Origin of the sequence: Bradyrhizobium barranii subsp. apii (assembly GCF_011516635.5) — a bacterium.
In the GTDB taxonomy this organism is placed as follows: Bacteria; Pseudomonadota; Alphaproteobacteria; order Rhizobiales; family Xanthobacteraceae; genus Bradyrhizobium; species Bradyrhizobium barranii.
The window spans coordinates 256344-275629 of the sequence record NZ_CP096255.1; the positions used below are offsets into that span (position 1 = coordinate 256344).

The 19286-nt window shown below is 64.4% G+C and carries 18 protein-coding genes and 1 pseudogene; 2 read left to right on the plus strand and 17 right to left on the minus strand.

Going from position 1 to position 19286, the window contains the following annotated elements; genetic code table 11:
* Positions 1–119 precede the first annotated feature (119 nt).
* The 11 genes from HAP41_RS01210 to HAP41_RS01260 all read right to left on the minus strand — a co-directional run bounded on the left by HAP41_RS01210 (position 120) and on the right by HAP41_RS01260 (position 13665).
* On the minus strand, positions 120–2096 hold the full coding sequence (locus HAP41_RS01210; protein WP_248577166.1) for a GLUG motif-containing protein: 1977 nt from the start codon (positions 2094–2096) through the stop codon (positions 120–122).
* Positions 2093–3649, minus strand: coding sequence for a two-partner secretion domain-containing protein (locus HAP41_RS01215; RefSeq protein WP_248577167.1), 1557 nt, complete (start codon positions 3647–3649; stop codon positions 2093–2095). Before HAP41_RS01215 ends, HAP41_RS01210 begins: the two co-directional genes overlap by 4 nt.
* A gap of 19 nt (positions 3650–3668) precedes the next feature.
* Positions 3669–5405, minus strand: coding sequence for a ShlB/FhaC/HecB family hemolysin secretion/activation protein (locus tag HAP41_RS01220; RefSeq protein WP_166063721.1), 1737 nt, complete (start codon positions 5403–5405; stop codon positions 3669–3671).
* Between the two features lie 274 nt (positions 5406–5679).
* Positions 5680–6141 carry a PTS IIA-like nitrogen regulatory protein PtsN gene (gene ptsN, locus HAP41_RS01225; RefSeq protein ID WP_008141251.1) on the minus strand — a complete coding sequence of 154 codons (462 nt, stop codon included), beginning with the start codon at positions 6139–6141 and terminating at the stop codon, positions 5680–5682.
* 221 nt (positions 6142–6362) lie between these two features.
* On the minus strand, positions 6363–6962 hold the full coding sequence (gene hpf / locus HAP41_RS01230; RefSeq protein WP_063980189.1) for a ribosome hibernation-promoting factor, HPF/YfiA family: 600 nt from the start codon (positions 6960–6962) through the stop codon (positions 6363–6365).
* Positions 6963–7046: 84 nt separating this feature from the next.
* On the minus strand, positions 7047–8660 hold the full coding sequence (gene rpoN / locus HAP41_RS01235) for an RNA polymerase factor sigma-54 (RefSeq protein ID WP_166063664.1): 1614 nt from the start codon (positions 8658–8660) through the stop codon (positions 7047–7049).
* A gap of 90 nt (positions 8661–8750) precedes the next feature.
* On the minus strand, positions 8751–9761 hold the full coding sequence (lptB, locus tag HAP41_RS01240) for an LPS export ABC transporter ATP-binding protein (RefSeq protein ID WP_166063641.1): 1011 nt from the start codon (positions 9759–9761) through the stop codon (positions 8751–8753).
* A gap of 246 nt (positions 9762–10007) precedes the next feature.
* Entirely contained in the window at positions 10008–10724 is a 717-nt protein-coding gene (locus HAP41_RS01245; protein WP_166063603.1) for an LptA/OstA family protein, read from the minus strand.
* 5 nt (positions 10725–10729) lie between these two features.
* Entirely contained in the window at positions 10730–11461 is a 732-nt protein-coding gene (lptC, locus tag HAP41_RS01250) for an LPS export ABC transporter periplasmic protein LptC (protein ID WP_166063570.1), read from the minus strand.
* 146 nt (positions 11462–11607) lie between these two features.
* Positions 11608–12222, minus strand: a complete 615-nt coding sequence (locus HAP41_RS01255) for a ribonuclease D (RefSeq protein WP_166063548.1) — start codon at positions 12220–12222, stop codon at positions 11608–11610.
* Positions 12223–12339: 117 nt separating this feature from the next.
* Positions 12340–13665 (minus strand): UbiA family prenyltransferase, encoded by a 1326-nt coding sequence (locus HAP41_RS01260; protein ID WP_166063519.1) that lies wholly within the window; start codon positions 13663–13665, stop codon positions 12340–12342.
* A gap of 299 nt (positions 13666–13964) precedes the next feature.
* On the opposite strand from HAP41_RS01260, the pseudogene HAP41_RS50235 reads away from it, so the two are divergent.
* Positions 13965–15235 (plus strand): annotated as a pseudogene (locus HAP41_RS50235) (MFS transporter).
* Between the two features lie 21 nt (positions 15236–15256).
* Here HAP41_RS50235 and HAP41_RS01270 read toward each other — a convergent pair.
* Positions 15257–15613, minus strand: coding sequence for a response regulator (locus HAP41_RS01270; RefSeq protein ID WP_224580547.1), 357 nt, complete (start codon positions 15611–15613; stop codon positions 15257–15259).
* A gap of 130 nt (positions 15614–15743) precedes the next feature.
* Between HAP41_RS01270 and HAP41_RS01275 the strand changes: the two genes are divergently transcribed.
* Positions 15744–16913, plus strand: coding sequence for a GAF domain-containing sensor histidine kinase (locus tag HAP41_RS01275; RefSeq protein WP_166063505.1), 1170 nt, complete (start codon positions 15744–15746; stop codon positions 16911–16913).
* 32 nt (positions 16914–16945) lie between these two features.
* Here the strand turns inward: HAP41_RS01275 and HAP41_RS01280 are convergent, their stop codons facing one another.
* The 5 genes from HAP41_RS01280 to HAP41_RS01295 form a co-directional block, all read right to left on the minus strand.
* The gene (locus tag HAP41_RS01280; RefSeq protein ID WP_166063480.1) at positions 16946–17155 is read right to left on the minus strand and encodes a hypothetical protein; all 210 of its coding nucleotides are present in this window, start codon (positions 17153–17155) and stop codon (positions 16946–16948) included.
* 56 nt (positions 17156–17211) lie between these two features.
* Complete coding sequence (locus HAP41_RS49930) at positions 17212–17337, minus strand: hypothetical protein (RefSeq protein WP_256478547.1); 126 nt, start codon at positions 17335–17337, stop codon at positions 17212–17214.
* A 74-nt stretch (positions 17338–17411) separates the two neighbouring features.
* On the minus strand, positions 17412–18023 hold the full coding sequence (locus HAP41_RS01285; RefSeq protein WP_224580546.1) for a TorD/DmsD family molecular chaperone: 612 nt from the start codon (positions 18021–18023) through the stop codon (positions 17412–17414).
* 36 nt (positions 18024–18059) lie between these two features.
* Entirely contained in the window at positions 18060–18695 is a 636-nt protein-coding gene (locus tag HAP41_RS01290; RefSeq protein ID WP_166063466.1) for a DUF3306 domain-containing protein, read from the minus strand.
* 20 nt (positions 18696–18715) lie between these two features.
* Positions 18716–19177: a DUF3305 domain-containing protein gene (locus HAP41_RS01295; protein ID WP_166063434.1), complete on the minus strand. Its 462-nt coding sequence runs from the start codon at positions 19175–19177 to the stop codon at positions 18716–18718.
* Positions 19178–19286 lie beyond the last annotated feature (109 nt).

Sequence of the window (19286 nt, forward strand, 5' to 3'; positions counted from 1 at the left end):
ATAAGTCGCAGACCGCGGGGCTTCGGTTCGAACGGATGAGGGCCGCCTCTGCGGTCTCACCAGGCGTAGCGCAGGACGCCCTTGCCGGCGTAGCTGCGATTGTGCCGCTACCGGGTGCTCTAACGCAGCACGACCTCGATCGGCGCCTGGTCGTTCAACCCGAGGGGCGCGGCGGGATCGGGCGGAGTGGCGCCGCAGACCGGGTTGCCGCCGGCCCCAAGCGAACAGGCGCCTGCGTCACGCGGAATGATCGCGAGCCGGCCGTCGACATAGGTGATGTCGTAGTTCGCGGATGTCAGCCCCGAGGCGGCGATGCCGTAGACCCCGGGATTACGCGTGCCCTGGGCCGAGCCGCCGTAGACGAGCGTGCCGGACAGTGCGGACGGCCCCTCCCCGTTCACGAAGCCGGAATAGATCGCGCTGCCGCCGGAGAACGGGACGCCGTCGTAATTCTTCGTGACGCCGTTGACTGCAATGGTGAGCGGCGCCTTGTTGATGGTGAGTGAACCGTCGACATAGGTGATCACATAATTGGCCGAGGAGAGACCCGACGCCGTCAGGCTGTAGCGGCCGGCATTCACCGCGCCCTGCGCCGTACCGCCATAGCTAAGCGTGCCCGACAGCACGGATGCAGTCTCGCCATTCATGAAGCCGGAATAAGCGACGCTGCCGCCGGAGAAGGCGAGGCCGTCATAGGTCTTGGACGCGTTGGCGCTGATGGTGAGCGGCGCCCTGTCGATGGTGAGGCCGACCGCGACCGAGCCGACATAGACCGCGCCGCCCGAGCCGGTCGCGCTGAGAACGTCGGGGCCGCTGAGATTGTAGCTGCCCGCGCCCAATGCGGTGGTGACTGCGCTGCCCCAGCCGAGCGTGACGCGATTGGCGTTCACACCGGTCATCGTCAAGCCGCCGAGCGAGGCCAGCGTGCCATAGGTGGTGCTGGCCGAGCCCGCGACGTTGACATAGGCATCGTAGACGGTGTCGCCGAACGCGCGCAGCACCGGCATGCCGTTGTTGGCGCCGCTGACGGACTTGCCCCAGACGGCGGCAAAGTCATAGCCGTTGTTGATAAAGGTGAAGGGATCGCGCAGCTGCGCCGTGGTGAGCATGCCGCCATCGCAGATGCCGCCGCCGAAAGATGCGCCACAGGCGGCGCTCTGCCCCGATGTCTCCCTGTTCGCATAGCTTTGGGTGACGTCGCCGCCATCCCAATTCATCCCCACGATCGCGCCGACATTGCTGGTTCCCGACACGGTGCCCGCGAAGTAGCTTCGGCTCACATGGCTTTCCTGATTCACCCCCACCAGCCCGCCGACCTCGGAATTTCCTGAAACCGCTCCCGTGGCGTAGGAATCGAGCACCGAAACGGCTTCATTGCTGCGCCCGACCAGCCCGCCAATCGAACGCGTTCCGGACACATTGCCGGTCGCGTAAGACTGGCTTACCACGGCGCCGTACCAGCTGCCTCCCACCAGCCCGCCGACCGAATCGACACCGGACACGTTGCCGGTGGCGTAAGATCGCTCCACCCGACTGTACTGTTGGAACCCCACCAGTCCGCCGGCAGCTGTGCCTGTGCCGCCAATTGCGCCGGTGCCCGAAACATTACCGGTGGCGTGACTGTCGGTGACGAGACCGATGTTGCTGTATCCCAACAAGCCACCGACATTGATGCCGCCGGATACGTTACCCGTGGCGTAAGAGTGGCTCACCGTACCAATGGCATAATCCGCGGGGCCCGGTCCCATCCACGTGCCGATATTGTACCCGATCAGCCCGCCAGCGCCTTCCCAGGTCGCGGACACGTTGCCGGTGGCATATGAGTTGGAGACGAACGAGGCGACGACGCGCCCTCCCAGCCCGCCGGCGGCGCCATAGCCCGCAACCGTGCCGGTGGCATATGAGTTGCTGATCGTCGTGATATAGGCGTCGCCGACCAGCCCGCCGACCAGCCCGCCGACCATGGCGCCGCTGCCGGTCACATTGCCGGTGTTGTAAACGTTACTGATGGTGTTGTAAGCGACGCTGCTCGTGCCGCCGTAGACCCAGAGGCCGCTCGACCCCACCAGCCCGCCGACGGCATTGTTGCCCGTCACGCTGCCGCCTTCCAATCCGACATTGCGGATAGTCCCGCCATCGATGTAGCCGAACAGGCCGATGTTATCGCATCGCTGGACGGCCGGTTGATGGTCAGGTTGCTGATGCGGTGACCGAGCCCGTCGAAAATGCCGGAAAAATATTTGCTGATATCGCCGATGCCGCCGATCGGTGTGAAGCCGGCGCCACCATTCCAACCCGCCGTCGCGCTGGCATCGATGTTCGCGCCCAGCACATAGTTGCCGGACCGGTTGGTGTTGATGTTCTGCAGGGCATTCACGTCGGTGATCACCGCATAGATGATGGCGGCATCAGTTCCTTTCTGGGTCTGGAACAGGCTGCCCGCCGCCAGGTTGACCGGCGCGTTGATGGTGTAGCCACCGGTGGCCGTGGTCTGTGCGTATTGCAGGACCAGGCCGTCACTGCTCGTCGTGCCGGTCGACGTCAACGGCGCATTGATGACGATGTTGTTGTCGGCCCGCAGCGTCAGGATATGCGAGCCCCAGGTGACGGCGGAGTTGACCGTGACGTTGCCTTCATCGGTGCCGCTGCCCGAGGTCGTCACCGTCACGTCGCCGCTCGCAAGCGCGGTCTGCAAGACGCCAGCGTAGTTCGCGTCGATGGCGATGTTGACGGGATCGATCAGCCAGCGCCCGCCCAGCGTATCGACCTTCAGGTCGGCGGCGAGATTGACCTTGGCGGCGGAGGTTTCGACCGAGCGGGCCCGCAGCGTGCCGCCGGCATTGACCTCGCCGTGCTTGGCATCGCCGAGCAGAAGGATGCGGCCGTTCTTGCTGCCGATGCTCGCGGCCTGCACCACGCCGGTGTTGTTGACGACGCCCTTCATGGCGTCGCTCGCGCCCTTGGCGGTGAGGATGGCGAGCCCACCATCGGCGCGGATCAATCCCTTGTTCTCGACCAGGGTCTTGACGGTAGAGGCCTTGACCTCGACCGAGAGCAGGCCGTCGCCGTTGAAGTCGAGCAGCACGTCGGTGCCCGCGGCGAGCGCCGTGCTGCCGGTGATGGTGCCGGAATTGCTGACGCTCGGCGAGATCAGCGCCACCACCTTGCCGGAGATGCTGCCCTCGTTGGTGATCGCGCCGCCGCTGCCGGTGAAGTTGTAGCGACCGGCCAGAAAATCAGCGTTGCTGATGCCGAGCGTCGAGGCGACGAAGCCGCCGGTCTGCACGCTGCCGGTCTTGCCGATGGCGATGCCGTTCGGATTGATCAGGAACACTTGCCCATTGGCGCTCAGGCTGCCGAGGATTTTTGACGGGTCCTGGCCGACGACGCGGTTCAGCGCGACCGAGGATGCGCCGGGCTGGTTGAAGGTCACGGAGCTGCCGGCGCCGATCGAAAAACTCTGCCAGTTGGCGATCATCCGGTCGCTCGACTGGTTGATCGTCATGGCGTTGCCGGACTGACTGATCGTGGCCTGTCCCGACACGACCTGGCCGCCGGTCGGCAGCGTCTGCGCCAGCGCCGGCGGCGTCAGCATCGTGGTCGCGGACAGCGCGATTGCGAGTCGCATCCGCGGCAGGGTCGATGTCATCGCGTGCCCCCTCGAAACATCAGAAGCGAATGCCGGCTTGCAGCCAGAACTGATCGTTGGCCTTGACGCCATCGGCATTGGCCCCGGTGATGATGGAACGGCCGGGATTGTCGCCCAGCGTATGGGCCCAGCTCGCCGAGACGTTTAGCCACTCGCGCGTCCAGCGCGCGGCGAGGCCGGCGCTGGCGAGCCCGTAATCGTTGCAGCCGCAGACAGTGACCGGCGCGATGCCGTTCGGCGACACGTTGATCTTGACGTAGCCGCCATCCAGGAAGCTCGCGAGTTGCAGGCTGCCGAAGCGCACAGGCACCGGCGCGTTGTAGCGAAGCTCCAGCGTGCCGAGCACGCCCATATCGCCGCGCGCCTCGCCGACGGGATAGCCGCGCACGCCGAACGGGCCGCCCAGCGCAAAATCTTCCGAGGAATCGAGGTTCTTGTCGGCCCATTGCCCGTAGAGGCGACCGAACAGTGCGAAGTCGCCGGGCAAGGCCTGAAGCCGGGCAACCGAGGCATTGATCCGATTGAACGGCCCTTGCGTCCGGAGCCCAGCCTGGTCCGCCGCGAGTGCGCTCGCCACGCGCGCGAGATCGAGATCGCCAAAAGTCCAGCTTACCGACCAGTTGGTGATGCCGCCGCCGAGCAGCGCGTCGCGCCGGTCGCCGTTGAGGCTGAGCGTGCCGGCGGTCGAGCGCTTGTCCTGAAGCTTTCCGACGATGCTGTCGTCGACCAGCGCCTTCCAGGTCACGGTGCCGCCAAGCTGGAGGTTGAAATCGCGCGAGCGGATCAGGCTGTAGTCGACGCCGCCATTGGCGAAATGGGCAAAACCGGTGAGACCGAGGGCGCTGCCGATGGCGTCGATATTGTGGTAGTCGAGATAGCCGTAGCTCGCATTGGCAATGAAGCCGCTGGCGCCGAGCGGCACGCTCGTCACCAGCGAGCCGTACTCCTGCCCTTGCGACACCGTGCCGGAGAGCCGCGTCAGGTCGCCGTAGCCGGACACGTCGGTGAGCGAGATGAGCCCGTTGCCCTGCGCCTTGCCCACGTTGGAGCTGCCGTAATTATCGGCCCAAATACCGCCCCCGAGAATGGGCGCCTGCGCGACGCCGACGACGAGCTTGCTGGTGTTCGGCGCATCGCCCGGCGCGAGCTTGGCATGCACCGACACGCCCGGCAGGTCGTTCATCCGCAACAGCGCGTCTTCCAGATCCTGCCGCGTCACGCCGTCCGGCTTGAGACGACCCTCGATGATCGCGCGCAACAGGTCCTCACGCACGCGCACGCCCTTGGCGCGATCGAGCGTGATGGTCTTGAGCGCGCCCTCGGCGATCTCGATCGTGACGATGCCGTTGGTGATGTCCTGAGGCGGCAGCAGCGCGCGCGCCAGCAACCGGCCGCGGCCCTGGAGCACGGCCGTCACCTGATCGGCCAACGCATAGAGCCCTTTGATGCCGAGCCGCTTGCCGCGCACCGAGGCAACGAGTTGCTCGCGCTCGGCCAGTGGCAACAGCTCCACCTTGCCGGTGAAGCGAACGCCCTTCACGATGATGCGCTCGCCCCGGTCGGGGATGGCGGCGGGCGCCTGCTGCGGTCGAATCTCGTCAGGGGGCGGCAGCCTTTCCTGCCGCTCGAACTCCTGCTGCCGCTGCATCTCGCGGAGCAGCGATCCGGCATCCTGCGCGACGGCCGGGACTGCGGTACCTGCTATCGCTAGCCCCACCACAACAGCCCTGCACTGCACCGCGCCAACCACTTTCATCCTACGGGCCCGACCTTCGGGCGATAGGTAACGACATCAGCGAAAGCGCAGGACGGCGCGTCGATCCAAGCGCCACTTGCGTTCCTGCGCGTCTTTAGCGGACTCCGACAAGGCGCGATGTGCCGGACGTCTCAAATGGGGAAATTTTTCGCGTTGCCTTGCCGGCTAGTGCGAGATCACGACATCCCGCGCGCGTGCCACGGAGATGGCCGGCGTGCATTGGCAATTGCGTGGATCGATTCCGCTTCTCAGCGGGCGACGAGGACAGGCGACGTTACGCCGCGGTCGCGGGCGGCAGCGCCAGCACCGAATAGATCGCCTGAGCGTCGCGCGAGGCGCGGAGCTTCTTGGCGATGTCCTGGTCGCGCAGAAGGCGGGCGATGCGGGCGAGCGCCTTGAGGTGATCGGCGCCGGCGCCTTCGGGCGCGAGCAGCAGGAAGACGAGATCGACCGGCTGGCCGTCCATCGCCTCGAAATCGATCGGGCGATCGAGGCGCGCGAACAGGCCAAAGATCTTTTCCAGCTTGGGCAGCTTGCCGTGCGGAATGGCGACGCCATAGCCGACCGCGGTGGTGCCGAGCTTCTCACGCTGCAGCAGCACCTCGAACACGGAGCGTTCGTTCTGCCCGGTCAGCTCGGCGGCCTTGGCTGCGAGCTCCTGAAGCGCCTGCTTCTTGCTGTTGACCTTCAATGCCGGGAGAATCGCCTCGGGTGCGACCAGATCGGTAATCGGCATGGAAGGTTTCCGAGGTGAATTAAACCGTCAGGTTCCGAATTGGCCAGCTTGGTCAAACCATGCCTGGCCAGCATCAAGAAGGTGAAGCAGGAGGGGGACTTAGCCCCGATCCTGATGTGGGGCGCTTCTACTCCAACGCAATCCCGGTGCCAACTGCTGCGTGCGGCTTTGCCCCGCTCATTGTTAAGGGCTGCGGTTGGTACGGGGGCCGGTTCCAGCCCTTAACCGTCCGGTTTGGGCCCCGGCGGGTCGATCCAGCCGACATTGCCGTCGGCCCGGCGGTAAATGATGTTCACCCGGCCGCTGGAGCCGTGCTGGAATACCAGGCAGGGCGCTCCGCTGAGGTCCAGCTCCATCACGGCCTCGCTCACCGACAGCTGTTTTAGCGAGGTGGTGGCCTCGGCGATGATGACGGGGCTGTAGCCGGTGACCTCGTCCTCGTCCTCACCCTCGCCCGGCGCCTCCAGCACGTAGCTCGTGGCGTCCATGGCGGCCAGCGCTGCGGAGGCGACATGCGCCTTGCGGGCCGAGCGGTCCTTGAGCCGGCTCTTGTAGCGCTTGAGCCGCTTCTCGATCATCAGGAGCGCCTGGTCGGCGCTGGCATACGCATCCGGCGCGTTCGAATCGGCCTCCAGCGTAATTCCCGTATCAAGATGCAGGGCACAGTCGGTGCGGAAGCCGAAGCCATCCTTGCTCAGGGTGATGTGGCCGGAATAGTTCCCGTCGAAATATTTACGCAGGACCTCGTCGGTCCGATCGGTCACGCGGCCGCGCAGGGCGTCGCCGACGCTGACGCTCTTTCCCGAGATTCTGAGGGTCATGTGATGCCTCGCCTGGTTTTAAGTGCCCAGCTTGGATCGGTCTCGATGGGGGATCGAGAGTAGCGCGATTTCGCGCCAGCGCAATCAGGCCGGCTCGGTGTTGCGGGAGCGATCGGGCATTGCGGTGGAGAGGACGTTACCAAGAGCGCTCTGCTTGTCACGGCGGCGTTGCACCGAAGAGGGAATGCGCATGGCTTCGCGGTACTTCGCGACCGTGCGGCGGGCAATATCAATTCCCGAGGCGCGTAAGCGTTCCACGATGGTGTCATCCGACAGGATCGCCGACGGCGCTTCCGAATCGATCAGCTGCTTGATGTGGTGGCGCACGGCCTCGGCGGAATGCGCCTCGCCGCCGTCGGCGGAGGCGATCGAAGCCGTGAAGAAATATTTCAACTCGAATGTGCCGCGATTTGTCGCCATGTACTTGTTGGCGGTGACGCGCGACACCGTGGATTCATGCATCTGGATGGCGTCGGCAACGGCCTTCAGATTCAGCGGCCGCAGGTGCGCCACGCCATGGGTGAAGAAGCCGTCCTGCTGGCGCACGATCTCCGTCGCAACTTTCAGGATAGTGCGGGCGCGCTGATCGAGCGCGCGCACCAGCCAGGTCGCGTTCTGGAGCGCGTCGGTGAAATAGGACTTGTCGCCGTCCTTGCCGATCTTCTTCGACAGCTGGGAATAATAGGTCTGGTTGACCAGCACGCGCGGCAAGGTGTCGCTGTTGAGCTCGACATGCCAGCCGCCATCCGGGCCCGGGCGGACATAGACGTCGGGCACCATGGTCTGCAGCCGCGCCGAGCCGAACTTCATGCCGGGCTTGGGATTGAGGCGGCGGATCTCGCCGATCATGTCGGCGATGTCCTCGTCGTCGACGCCGCAGAGCTTGCGCAGCGAAGCGATGTCGCGCTTCGCGAGCAGATCGAGGTGCTCGACGAGGGCCTGCATCGCCGGATCGTAGCGGTCGAGCTCGCGGAGCTGGATCGCCAGGCATTCGCTCAAATTGCGCGCACAGACGCCGGGCGGATCGAATTTTTGCAGCACGGCAAGGACATCCTCGACATCGGCCTGCGATGCGCCAAGGCGCTCGGCGGCCTGGCCGAGATCCGGCGGCAGATAGCCGGCCTCGTCGACGAGGTCGATCAGGTACTGGCCGATCATGCGCTGCGCCGGGCCGGTGAAGGCGACCGAGAGCTGCTCGGCAAGATGGTCGCCGAGCGTGATCTCCGCGGCGACAAAGGCTTCGAGATTGTAGTCCTCGTCGCCGGAGGCACCGCCGCCCCATTCGGTATAGGTGGTCGGCGCCGCATCCTGGGCGTTGCGCGCGGCGGCCTCGGCCGGTTCCTCGGAGAAGACGTTGTCCAGGCCCGTGTCCAGGGTCTGCTCGATCTCGGCGCGGGTGCCGAGATCCTTGCTCATCCATTCTTCCTGGCCCGGCTCGAACGCCTCGCCCGGACCGCCGCCCGGCTCGTCGTTGTGGCCACCGTCGGAATCGCTGAACTGGCCGGTCTCGGCCGGGGCTTCACCCGCGGGCGGCTCGTCGTTGGCCCGCTCCAGCAGGGGGTTCCGCTCGAGTTCCTCTTCCACGAAGGTCGTGAGATCGAGATTGGACAATTGCAGCAGCTTGATCGCCTGCATCAGCTGCGGCGTCATGACCAGCGACTGCGATTGCCGGAACTCTAATCTCTGCGTGAGCGCCATGAAGCAAGAACCGATCCCAAAAGTTGGTCCGATTTTTGCTTATCCTAGTCTTGGCACGATGTACACGGCTTGACGAACGGGAAAAAAGGGCTAGAGGCGGAATTCCTCGCCAAGGTAGAGCCGACGAACGTCGGGATCGGCGACGATCTCATCCGGGCTACCCTCGGTCAAGATTTCACCGGCATAGACGATATAGGCGCGATCGGTCAGGCCGAGCGTCTCGCGCACATTGTGGTCGGTGATCAGCACGCCGATGCCGCGGTTGGTGAGATGGCGAACGAGGTCCTGAATGTCGCCAACCGCGATCGGATCGATGCCCGCGAAAGGCTCGTCGAGCAGCATGTAGTTCGGACGCGTCGCCAGCGCGCGCGCGATCTCGACGCGGCGGCGCTCGCCGCCCGACAGCGCGATCGACGGCGATTTCCGCAAGCGCGTGATGTTGAATTCGTCGAGCAGCGAGTCGAGCTGCTGCTCGCGCTTCTTGCGCGAGGGCTCGACCACTTCGAGCACGGCGCGGATGTTCTGCTCGACGGTGAGGCCGCGAAAGATCGAGGCTTCCTGCGGCAGATAGCCGATGCCGAGCCGCGCGCGCTGATACATCGGCAGCTTGGTGACGTCGTGGCCGTCGAGCTCGATCGCGCCGCGATCGGGCTTGATCAGGCCGGTGATCATGTAGAACACGGTGGTCTTGCCGGCGCCGTTCGGGCCGAGCAGGCCGACCGCTTCGCCGCGCCGCACATAGATGCTGACGCCGCGCACCACCTGGCGGCTGCCGAAACTCTTTTCCACGCTATGCACAGCCAGGAAACCCGGCCGCTTCAGAAGCTGCGGCCCGCCGGCGCCGTTAGGCCTGCTGGCGGCCCTCACGTGATGCACCGCCTGGGCACGCGGCGGCTCGGTCTGGTAGTCGGCTTGGTAGTCGGCCTGAAAATGGTCGGGCGCGCGCATCGGCTGGTCACGGGCGATCGGCGATGCATCGCGCACCGGGCTGGGCACGAGACCGCCGACGCTGTCACCGAGGGCGGTGATGTCCTGGCGCGCAAATCCTGGCCGGCCGCGCTTGGCGGGGCGCCGACGGAACATGCTGAAGAGATCGACCATCCCGCCTTCTAGCCTTTCACGACAATCCTGCGCGATGATCCGCGCCTGATCCCGCGATCTGCCGCACCGGCCTTGCGATTCGCCAGCACAGCATGAGTGAAGGGATGTCTCATGCCCAGTGAAACACGCCCGAAAAGCGGCGAACCCCGCTTGGAAAGCCCTTCGCGCTAGATACAGCCTCGCCGGGCAAGCTTCAACCTCGGATCGGGAGAATCTGGCCCAAGCGCTTGAAGTTACTTCAGGAATTTACTTTTGTTTGCCTGCGCCGGGCAATTGGAGAGGCGGCGCCGGAGCGGGCTTGCCCGGGCTCCCCGATCCGCAATCATTGCTGCCGCCCTGCGGCAGCAATGCCTGCACCCTGCCGCTGTCGGATTCCACCCGCGAGACGCCGGTGGTCATGTCGACCGCCAGACGGTCGCCGCGCAGCACGTTCCTGCACTGCGTGAGGACGACGCCGCCGAGCATGGTGATGAGGTTGGTTTTGGTGTCGAACACGGCGGTCTCGCCTGTTACCACCTGGTCCTTCTGGGTGACGACGACATTGCCGCGCGCTTCCAGCCGCTTGATCGAGGAACTGCCGCCCGGCCCCGGCTGCGCCGACTGCATCGGCGCACCCTTGGTCCCCTTCGCCGCGGGCTGCGGCGCGGCCGGCTTGTCGCTGCCGCCGGAGTCGTAAAACACCACGAGCGTCTTCGAGGTCATGGTGGTGTCGCCCTGGATGACCTTCACATTGCCGGAGAAGGTCGCCTCCTTCTTCTTGTCGCGCATCTCGAGCGAGGCGGCTTCGATCTGGATCGGCTGGTCGCGGTTTTGCGAAAAGCCCTGCATTGCGTTGGGCACGCCTTGCATCGTGCTCTGCGCGACGGCCGCACCGGTTGCGACCAGCGCGACGGTGACGGCGAGCGCGGCCACACCGAGAATGGCGCACCGCTTGTCTTCGTTGCGCGAAAAGAATCTCACCATGAAAATCACTTTGAATTGGCAGACTTGTTCTGAGGCGTGCGTGTCTTCACCGGCGGCGCGGGCTGCTCGGCCGGCGCAGGCTGGGCAGCGGCGGGGTCATCCAGCTTGTCCAGATGCATCACCACATTGCCCTCGAAGCGGATGACGTCGCCGCCTTCCGTGATCCGCAGCCGGTCGGCGGTCAGCGTTCCGTTGGTCAGCTTGACGTCGACATGCTCATCCGAGGAGACCGCTCCCTTGCCCATGTCGACGAAGGCCGAGTTCAGCCGCGCCTCATAGCCGGACGAGGTGCGCAGGAAGATGTCCTTGTGCAGGTCGAGCTGCTGCTGCTTGTTGTCGAAGCGGCCGGTGCGCGCATCGAGCAGCAAAGTGGATTTGTCTTCCATCAGCACCTTTGCGCGCAAATCATTGAGATCGACATGATCGGGGTCGGTGATGTCCTGCGTCGCGGTCTTGGCCCAGAGCTCGTAGGGCCGCTGGTCCGGGGTGAAGCCGGACATATGCGGCGTTTCCATCGTGATCTTGGTGCCCGTCACCACGAGATTTCCGGAGTCGAGCTTCACGGGGATCTGGAAGGGATTGAGGAAGGTCGAGACGGCGACGATCGCGGCCATGGACGCAGCCACCGTCACCGGCACCGCGATGCGCAGAATCCGCACCAGGCGGCTGTGGCGCGCCGCGCTGGCAAACTTCGCCCCAAGCGCGGCGTCGTAGGTTGGATTCTGGGCCGAATTCACCTGAGCTCCCGAGGTGTCGCTCGTCTCGTCCGGTTGACGGGCGCACGCCATTGTATCCGGCGCCGCCTGAATATGCAGCCTGCGACAGGCCGCACGAAAGTGTCCGAAACGGGGCGGCAGCCCTAAGCTAACAGCGGCCCGAGGCCTCAGGAATGCGCGAAAATGTCCTCTTCCTGCCAGCCCTGGAGGTCGAGCAGGGCGCGGGTCGGCAGGAAGTCGAAACAGGCTTTTGCCAGCGCGGTGCGGCCTTCCCGCACCAGCATGGCGTCGAGCCGCTCGCGCAGGGCATGAAGGTGCAGCACGTCGGAGGCGGCGTAGGCGAGCTGCGGCTCGGTCAGGCTGTCGGAACCCCAGTCGCTGGATTGCTGCTGCTTGGAGAGGTCGACATTGAGCACCTCGCGCACGAGGTCCTTGAGGCCATGCCGGTCGGTGTAGGTGCGGGTCAGGCGGGAGGCAATCTTGGTGCAATAAATCGGGCCGGTCATGACGCCGAAGGTCTGGTACAGCACCGCGACGTCGAACCGCGCGAAATGGAAGATCTTCGTGATCCCGGGATTGGCCAGCAGGGCCTTCAGGTTCGGCGCGTCGGTGTGGCCCTTGGGGATCTGCACCACGTCGGCGCTGCCGTCGCCGGGCGAGAGCTGCACCACGCAGAGCCGGTCGCGGTGCGGGTTCAGCCCCATGGTCTCGGTGTCGATCGCCACCGCTCCGGTGTAGCGGGACAGGTCGGGCAGGTCGCCGCGATGCAGGCGTACGGTCATGGCGTTTCAAAACCTCAATCGAATTGGTCGGTCGGCATCATAAGCTAATCGGATTGCCCGCGATGTAGCCACTGCCGGCCGGCCGCGCAAGCGGCAGCTGTTCCCGCCGGGGCGCGGTCAGATCGCCGCCAGCATGATGCAGATCATCGCCGCCACCGTGGCGCGGCTGGCGCCATCGCGAAAAGTGTAGAGAATCGGATCGTCGGGCATCTCGCGGCGATGCGCCATCATCAGGGCGCGGCCGAACCAGTAGAGCAGCAGCGGGTTGAGCAGCCATAGCATCCAGGGACGGCTGTAGAGCGGCGTCACCGCGGAGGAGGAGACGTAGAGCGAGAACACGGTCACCGCGTTCATGGCGCTCGCCGCGGCCATCGCGCCGATGATGTGCAGGTCGGTGATCCTGTAATCGCGGTTGGAGGGATCGGCGAGACCGGCGCTCTCGCGCATGCTGAGCTCGCTGAAGCGCTTGATCAGCGCCAGCGAGGTGAACACGAACAGCGAGAAGATCAAGAGCCATTCCGACAGCACGACGCCGACGCCGACCGCGCCGGCGATGATGCGCAGCGCGTAGAGGCCGGCGAGCGTCACGACGTCGACCAGCATCTTGCGCTTGAGCGCGAGCGAATAGGCGATCGTGGTGGCGAGATAGCCACCGAGCACGCCGAGGAACAAAGGCGAGATGCAGAGGCTGGCGGTAACCGCGAGCAGCCACAGCGCGGGAATCGCAAGCAGTGCCGAGGACATCGGCAGTCGACCTGCCGCCAGCGCGCGATGGCGCTTGGTCGGATGCTGCCGGTCGGCTGAGAGATCGAGCAGATCGTTCATCAGGTAGGCGCCCGACGCGCAGGCCGAGAACGCCAGGAACGCCAGCAACGCGTAGCCGAGCGTCGCAAGGTTCATCTGATGCGCCGTGATCGCCGGCACGAACACCAGCGTGTTCTTGGCGTATTGATAGACGCGCAGCGCCTGCGCCCAGGTCTTAAGGCTGGCACGGCTGCTGCCGCGCGTCTCGATGCGCTCCATGGAGGCGCGGTCGAACGGCAGCCGGTCAGCCGCCGTGAGATCGGCCGGCGCAACGACGCCATCGAACCCGAGATGCGCGGCAATGCCCGCCGCGTGATGCGCAAACCGGCCGGCCACCAGATAAATCTTGTCGCCCCGCGCCCGCGCCGCCAGGGCCTGGTTCAGCACGTCGGCGTCATAGGGCAGATGGGCGTAGTCGAGCTCGGCCTGCGCCAGGATATCCGTGAGCGCCGCCATGCCCGGGCGTCCGCCCGCGCCGAAGCGGGCCAGCATGCGGCCGGGGCTGGAGAACAGCGCTTCCAGCAGCAGTTCGGAACGGAGCAGGGCGCCTTCGAGATCGATGACAAGCGTCCGCGCCGCGGCGGGGACCGCCGACGGTGTGGGGACGCCCGAATCGTAGTGCCAGGCAGGCTGCTCCATCCGAAAACGCTCTAACTTGCCGCAACATGACCGGCCCTGAGGCCGGGGAGCAGGGAAATGGACGGCCGAGAGCCTAGGGGGCATTCGCTAAGGGCGGCTTAATCCGGCTGAGGGCCGGCGGCCCCTGGGGGATGCCGGACCCAAGCCATGCACCCTGCTGTTGCATGGATCCCACAACCCGGCGCCAGCTTCATGTTCCGGCAGGGCTTTTGCCGCGCGCCCCGTGAAAATCCTCCCGGCCGACCCCATCTGCGAGTTTCGCGCGCTCGCTCGCCCCGCCCACAATGAAATCAGGTGTCATGACCGAACAGACGCTCGCTGCGCCTATCGACGACCAACAGGAACGCCAGCGCGGCTTTACGCGCTACCAGGCGCTCCTGATCGCACTGCTCGCGTTCACGCAGTTCACGATCATCCTCGATTTCATCATCATGTCGCCGCTCGGCGCCATCCTGATGCCGGCGCTCGACATCACGGCCGGACAATTCGGCGTCGCGGTCTCGGCCTACGCGTTCAGCGCGGGACTATCGGGGATCCTCGCCGCCGGCTTTGCCGATCGCTTCGACCGCAAGCGCCTGCTGCTGTTCTTCTATGTCGGCTTCACGCTCGGGACCCTGCTCTGTGCCGCCGCGCAGACCTACCACGTCCTGCTGCTCGGCAGGATCGTGACCGGATTGTTCGGCGGCGTGATCGGCTCGGTCGTGCTCGCCATCATCACCGATCTGTTCGCGCTGCACCTGCGCGGCCGCGTCATGGGCTTCGTCCAGACGGCGTTCGCCGCGAGCCAGGTGCTCGGCATTCCCGCGGGACTGTTTCTCGCCAACCACTGGAACTGGCATGTCTGCTTCATTGCGATCGTCGGCCTGTGATCGTCGCGATCGCAATCATCGCCTTCGCCATGGAGCCGGTCGACGCGCATCTGAAACTGAAGCAGGACAGAAACCCGTTCCGCCATCTGATCGCGACCGTCGGACAACCGCGCTATACGCTGGCCTTCGCCGTCACGACGTTGCTGGCGACGGGCGGGTACATGCTGATGCCGTTCTCCAGCGCCTTCACCGTGCATAATCTCGGGATCGACATCCTGCATCTGCCGACGATCTATCTCGTCTCCGGCCTGTTCAGCATCGTCACGGGACCGCTGGTCGGCAGGGCGAGCGACGCGTTCGGCAAGTACCCGACCTTCGTCTTCGGCAGCGTGGTGTCTGTCATCATGGTGCTGATCTACACCCATCTCGGCCACGTCTCGCTCGCGACCGCGATCCTCGTCAACGTGCTGATGTTCGTCGGCATCTTCTCGCGCATGATCCCGTCGCAGGCGCTGATGTCGGCGATCCCCGACCCCAGCCAGCGCGGCTCGTTCAGCGCGGTCAGCGCGTCGCTTCAGCAGCTCTCCGGTGGGCTCGGTTCGGTCCTCGCCGCCGCCATCATCGCGCAACAACCGGATGGTTCGCTGCTCCATTTCGACCGGATCGGCTACGTCGTCGTCGCGTCGGCAATCGTCTCGCTGGTCGCGATGTACTTTGTGCAGAAGGCGGTGGCGGAGCGGACCGGGAGACGGGTGGTCTGAGGGCTCGGCTTGAAAAGCCCGCTATGCCCGCCCGCCGGCCAGCATTTCAAGCTGGTCGTGAAGCTGCGCAGGAAGATACGGCTTGGGGATGAACCTCGCCCCGAGTGGGATGTCATCCGCTGCCGGGCTGACTTGGCCGGACGTAATGAGGAGCCGCACGGGCGGCCATCGATCTCTGATCACCGCCGCCAGCCGAAGGCCATCCATCGAGCCGGGCATCTGAATGTCTGTGAAGACGACGGTGATCGCCGGTTCCGTCTCCAGCAGATTGACAGCCTCGTCTGCGTCGGCCGCCTCGAAGACATCGAAGCCCATATCCCGCACCATGTCAGCCGCGTTCACGCGGATGAGGAAGTCATCTTCCACGATGAGGATCACGTCCCTATGCTGGCTGAGATTGGACACTTATGCTCCGGCATAACCGAGCATAAGGTTTGAACGGCTTCTTTGTTCCACCGAACGTCTTGCAAAGGATCGCGTTTGTTAGAGTAGGGCGTTAGGGTTCACCATGGCAATTGACATCAAGGCGGACGTGGATGCCGTCCAGCAGATTGGGGCAGTTCCCAAAGTTTTGGATTTGGCCGCACGCATAACGGGCATGGGCTTCGTCGCGATAGCGCGCGTGACTTCAGATCAATGGATTTGCTGCGCCGTTCGGGACAGCATCGCCTTTGGCCTTGAGCCGGGCGGAGAACTGCGTGTCGAGACGACCATCTGCAACGAGATCCGGCAGCACGGCAACACGGTCGTCATCAACGATGTGCAGACGGACGACGTCTTCTGCAATCATCCGACACCGGCCATGTATGGATTTCGCAGCTACATCTCAGCTCCCATCGTCCTGATCGACGGAGCCGTCTGGGGAACATTGTGCGCCATCGACCCCACGCCTCGACAACTTCGTACGCCTGAAATCCTCGACACGTTTCAGCTGTTGGCCGAACTGATCGCTGCACAGCTCGAACTCAATCAACGTCTGGAGCGGAGTCAGGCCGATCTCATCGACGAACGAAAAACGGCAGAGCTTCGCGAGCAGTTCATCGGCGTATTGGGGCACGATCTTCGCAATCCCCTCGCAGCCGTCGATGCGGGCATGCGCGTGCTGCTGAAGAACCTCGACACCGGGCGGGCGCCCGAAATCGCGCTTGGCGTTCAAAAAGCCGTCTATCGCATGGCCGGCATCGTCGAAAACGTCATGGACTTCGCGCGAGGCCGACTTGGCGGAGGCCTTACGATCAAGCAAGATGCGACGCTGCCGTTGACGCCGGTGCTGGAGCAAATCATTGCGGAGTTCAGGACGGCTTGGCCGACCGTGACGATCAGTTCATCGGTCCAGATCGAAGAGCCCATCAGCTGCGATCGGAGCAAGATGGGCCAACTTTTCTCGAACCTGCTCGGGAATGCAATTACGTACGGTGACCAGAGTAGGCCGATCCACGTCGTAGCCAGAACCTTGGACGGAACGTTCGATCTGACGGTGTCCAACGAAGGCCCGCCAATCTCCGAAAAGGCGCTGGCAAACCTCTTCAAGCCATACACGCGAGGCGATCGGCCCAGTCAGCAGGGTCTGGGACTTGGTCTCTACATTGCTTCGCAAATCGCCCAGGCCCATGGAGGCAAATTGAGTGCGATATCGACCGGACGCGAAACGACCTTCTCTTTCGAGATGCCGATCTAGGCGGGCCGGGAGCAGGATCGTCTGGAGCCAGGTTATTGCTTTACGCTGGCCGGGAAAATGAGCGACTGATCGTCGATCTCCTGATCCGCGAGCTGATGGACGCCCGCCATGGCGTGCAGCTCGACCAAGGACGGCATGGCCGCTGCGGATAGCTCTATCGAGCGAGGTTGCGTCCTGAAGATCAGGGCAGAAGCGGCGATCAGAGCTGCAACGGCGAAACAGGCGATCAGCAACCGGCGCATATGGCGTCTCCCACGTCTATGTGGAGAACAGAAAGCTTAACAAACAATAATGACCGCTAAACGCGGGCGCTCGACTCAGCGAACGCCGTTGTGGCGGACTCCTGCACGAAATGATCAACGATGCCCGCGGCACCGAGTGCGACGACGGCGGCGAACAGACAGGCAATTATGAAAACGCGCATTCTGTTGATCCCTACATCTATAATCTAGCACGCTCCCAAACGGATTTGTGCAGCGGCGGTACAAAACGCCGTGTTCAACCTGGAAGTGCGAAGGCCTCCGCCTCGATATCGATGAACGTCCGTCCGAGCGCGCCAACGGCGGCATAGAAGTCTGCCGAACGCGCCCGCTCGAGATCGGCGAAAAAGCGCCTCATCCAGCGTGAGACATGCTGATCAAAGAAGAGGCGCTCGGCGCCTGCTGGTGCCAAAATGCTCCCGCCGGCAAAGCCTGCCATGATCTCACAGAGAAATCCCGCGTGATCCTCGGGCTCCGTACGCTCCGGGGCCTTTTCGAGGCCGAGCCCCTCGAGAGTTTCGCGCAACCGCGCGAGTGGACGGCCATACAGGGTATCGGACAGGTAGTGTGACGCATAAGGCAGCAGCGCCCCCTTGCCCAACCCTGCAAAGAGGGCGAAGAACTCGCGCGAAGCGGCCTCCTCATTGGTCCGGCGCGCCGCATCCGCCAGCGCCATGTGTGCCGCGCCCATCGCACTTGCATCGCCGTGCAATGCAGAGATCCGGTGCAGCAGCTGCGTGTCGGGGCTGCGCATCAGCAACGTCGCCAACAGCGCATATTCCTGCGCGCGGGCGAGGTCGAATTCATCGACGATACGCACTGAAGCGGTTGTTGAAGTTGGATCCATCATTGTTCGATCGCGCAAGACATATCATCCTGCCGGTTGCTAGCGGGGCAATGCGCTGCCATGACGTCGTGCTCGCTGGGAGGGCGGCTCTCCGGCAGCAGGACTGACGGACTGCATGCTCTCATTCCGCTCCTGGTCCGGTCGCGCCGTGGCATCATCGGGCAGCGATTGAGCTGCGAATGTCATCGGTTCGAGAATGGGCTGTTCGGCATCAAGCTTTCCTTGCGGAATGAGCTCGGTTGGCGGCGGCACATCCGCAAGCGCGTCACCCACCTGCTCCAGCCCCTTCGACATCTGCGCAACGAGATCGGCGACGTTGTCCGCCGGGTCGAGCGGGCCAAATCCGGGAATTGCGTTGGGATCGTTGAAATCCCACTGGTTCTCCGCGATCCCGATGAAGTCGCGGATCGCAGGGTCCGCTGCCCAGGCACGGCGCAATGCCAGGCGCGTCAGTTCGGCCGGAACGCCCGTCTGCAGGAACGCCGCAATGTCGGTGTGAGCGGTGATCGATTCGATCGACGGCAAACTGGCGAGATCGAAAGGCCGGACGTTCTCGCCATTCGCTACGGACGGCTCGGCAGCCTGCTCCTTGTCGGCCGGGGCAAGTTCAGCGTTTTGGCTTTTCGAGGCTTGCTTGAGCCGCGCCCAGCGAACGAAGACGTTAGTCTCTGACATTGATCTCTCTCATGCCGCTGCTAACGATTGCGCTGCCGTTTGACGAATGGTCGTTCGACATGATGCTCGGCGACGAACCGGCCGACGATCTCGGAGATGCCTGGTGGCATCGGCACGGCTTCGACCAGATTGCTGCCTGCATCGGTAAACGCCTCGCCCTCCGCCGGATCGGCCGTGACCGCGAGCAGCTCGTAGGGCGGCTCGGAACCGGTCGGACGCAAATTGACCCACAGCGTGGGCGAGCCTGACGCGAGATTTTCGCGATAGTTGGTGGTTTCGGTCCGGTGCAGCTCGATCACGGCATCACCGGCGTAGAACAACGTGACCTCGCCTTCGCCACCAATCGGAGTCCACGGCTTCGCGGACGGCTCTCCCGCGAACACCGAGACGGGCCGCCACAGAAAATCGGCCCACGCACTCTTCGCCTTGCGCCGTTCGATTGCGACACCGACAGCAATGCGTGCAAGACTTGTCGATATCAATGTACCCTCTCGCGATCGAGATGTGGTTCCCGCTTCCGAAGCCAATCCAGCGAAGCCGCGCGCTCGCGCCCGGCGAGAGCGATAATCGTGCGCTCGTGATACGGGCGTC

Bases quoted from the DNA above. Each gene is read 5' to 3' on its own strand.
- lptB (WP_166063641.1), bottom strand. From the start codon at position 9,761: ATGGTCGATCTCTTCAGCATGTTCCGTCGGCGCCCCGCCAAGCGCGGC.
- HAP41_RS01285 (WP_224580546.1), bottom strand. From the start codon at position 18,023: ATGATGGATCCAACTTCAACAACCGCTTCAGTGCGTATCGTCGATGAA.
- HAP41_RS01290 (WP_166063466.1), bottom strand. From the start codon at position 18,695: ATGTCAGAGACTAACGTCTTCGTTCGCTGGGCGCGGCTCAAGCAAGCC.
- HAP41_RS01215 (WP_248577167.1), bottom strand. From the start codon at position 3,649: ATGACATCGACCCTGCCGCGGATGCGACTCGCAATCGCGCTGTCCGCG.
- HAP41_RS01220 (WP_166063721.1), bottom strand. From the start codon at position 5,405: ATGAAAGTGGTTGGCGCGGTGCAGTGCAGGGCTGTTGTGGTGGGGCTA.
- HAP41_RS01280 (WP_166063480.1), bottom strand. From the start codon at position 17,155: ATGCGCCGGTTGCTGATCGCCTGTTTCGCCGTTGCAGCTCTGATCGCC.
- HAP41_RS01245 (WP_166063603.1), bottom strand. From the start codon at position 10,724: ATGGTGAGATTCTTTTCGCGCAACGAAGACAAGCGGTGCGCCATTCTC.
- HAP41_RS49930 (WP_256478547.1), bottom strand. From the start codon at position 17,337: ATGCGCGTTTTCATAATTGCCTGTCTGTTCGCCGCCGTCGTCGCACTC.
- hpf (WP_063980189.1), bottom strand. From the start codon at position 6,962: ATGACCCTCAGAATCTCGGGAAAGAGCGTCAGCGTCGGCGACGCCCTG.
- HAP41_RS01260 (WP_166063519.1), bottom strand. From the start codon at position 13,665: ATGGAGCAGCCTGCCTGGCACTACGATTCGGGCGTCCCCACACCGTCG.
- HAP41_RS01255 (WP_166063548.1), bottom strand. From the start codon at position 12,222: ATGACCGTACGCCTGCATCGCGGCGACCTGCCCGACCTGTCCCGCTAC.
- HAP41_RS01275 (WP_166063505.1), top strand. From the start codon at position 15,744: ATGGCAATTGACATCAAGGCGGACGTGGATGCCGTCCAGCAGATTGGG.
- rpoN (WP_166063664.1), bottom strand. From the start codon at position 8,660: ATGGCGCTCACGCAGAGATTAGAGTTCCGGCAATCGCAGTCGCTGGTC.
- ptsN (WP_008141251.1), bottom strand. From the start codon at position 6,141: ATGCCGATTACCGATCTGGTCGCACCCGAGGCGATTCTCCCGGCATTG.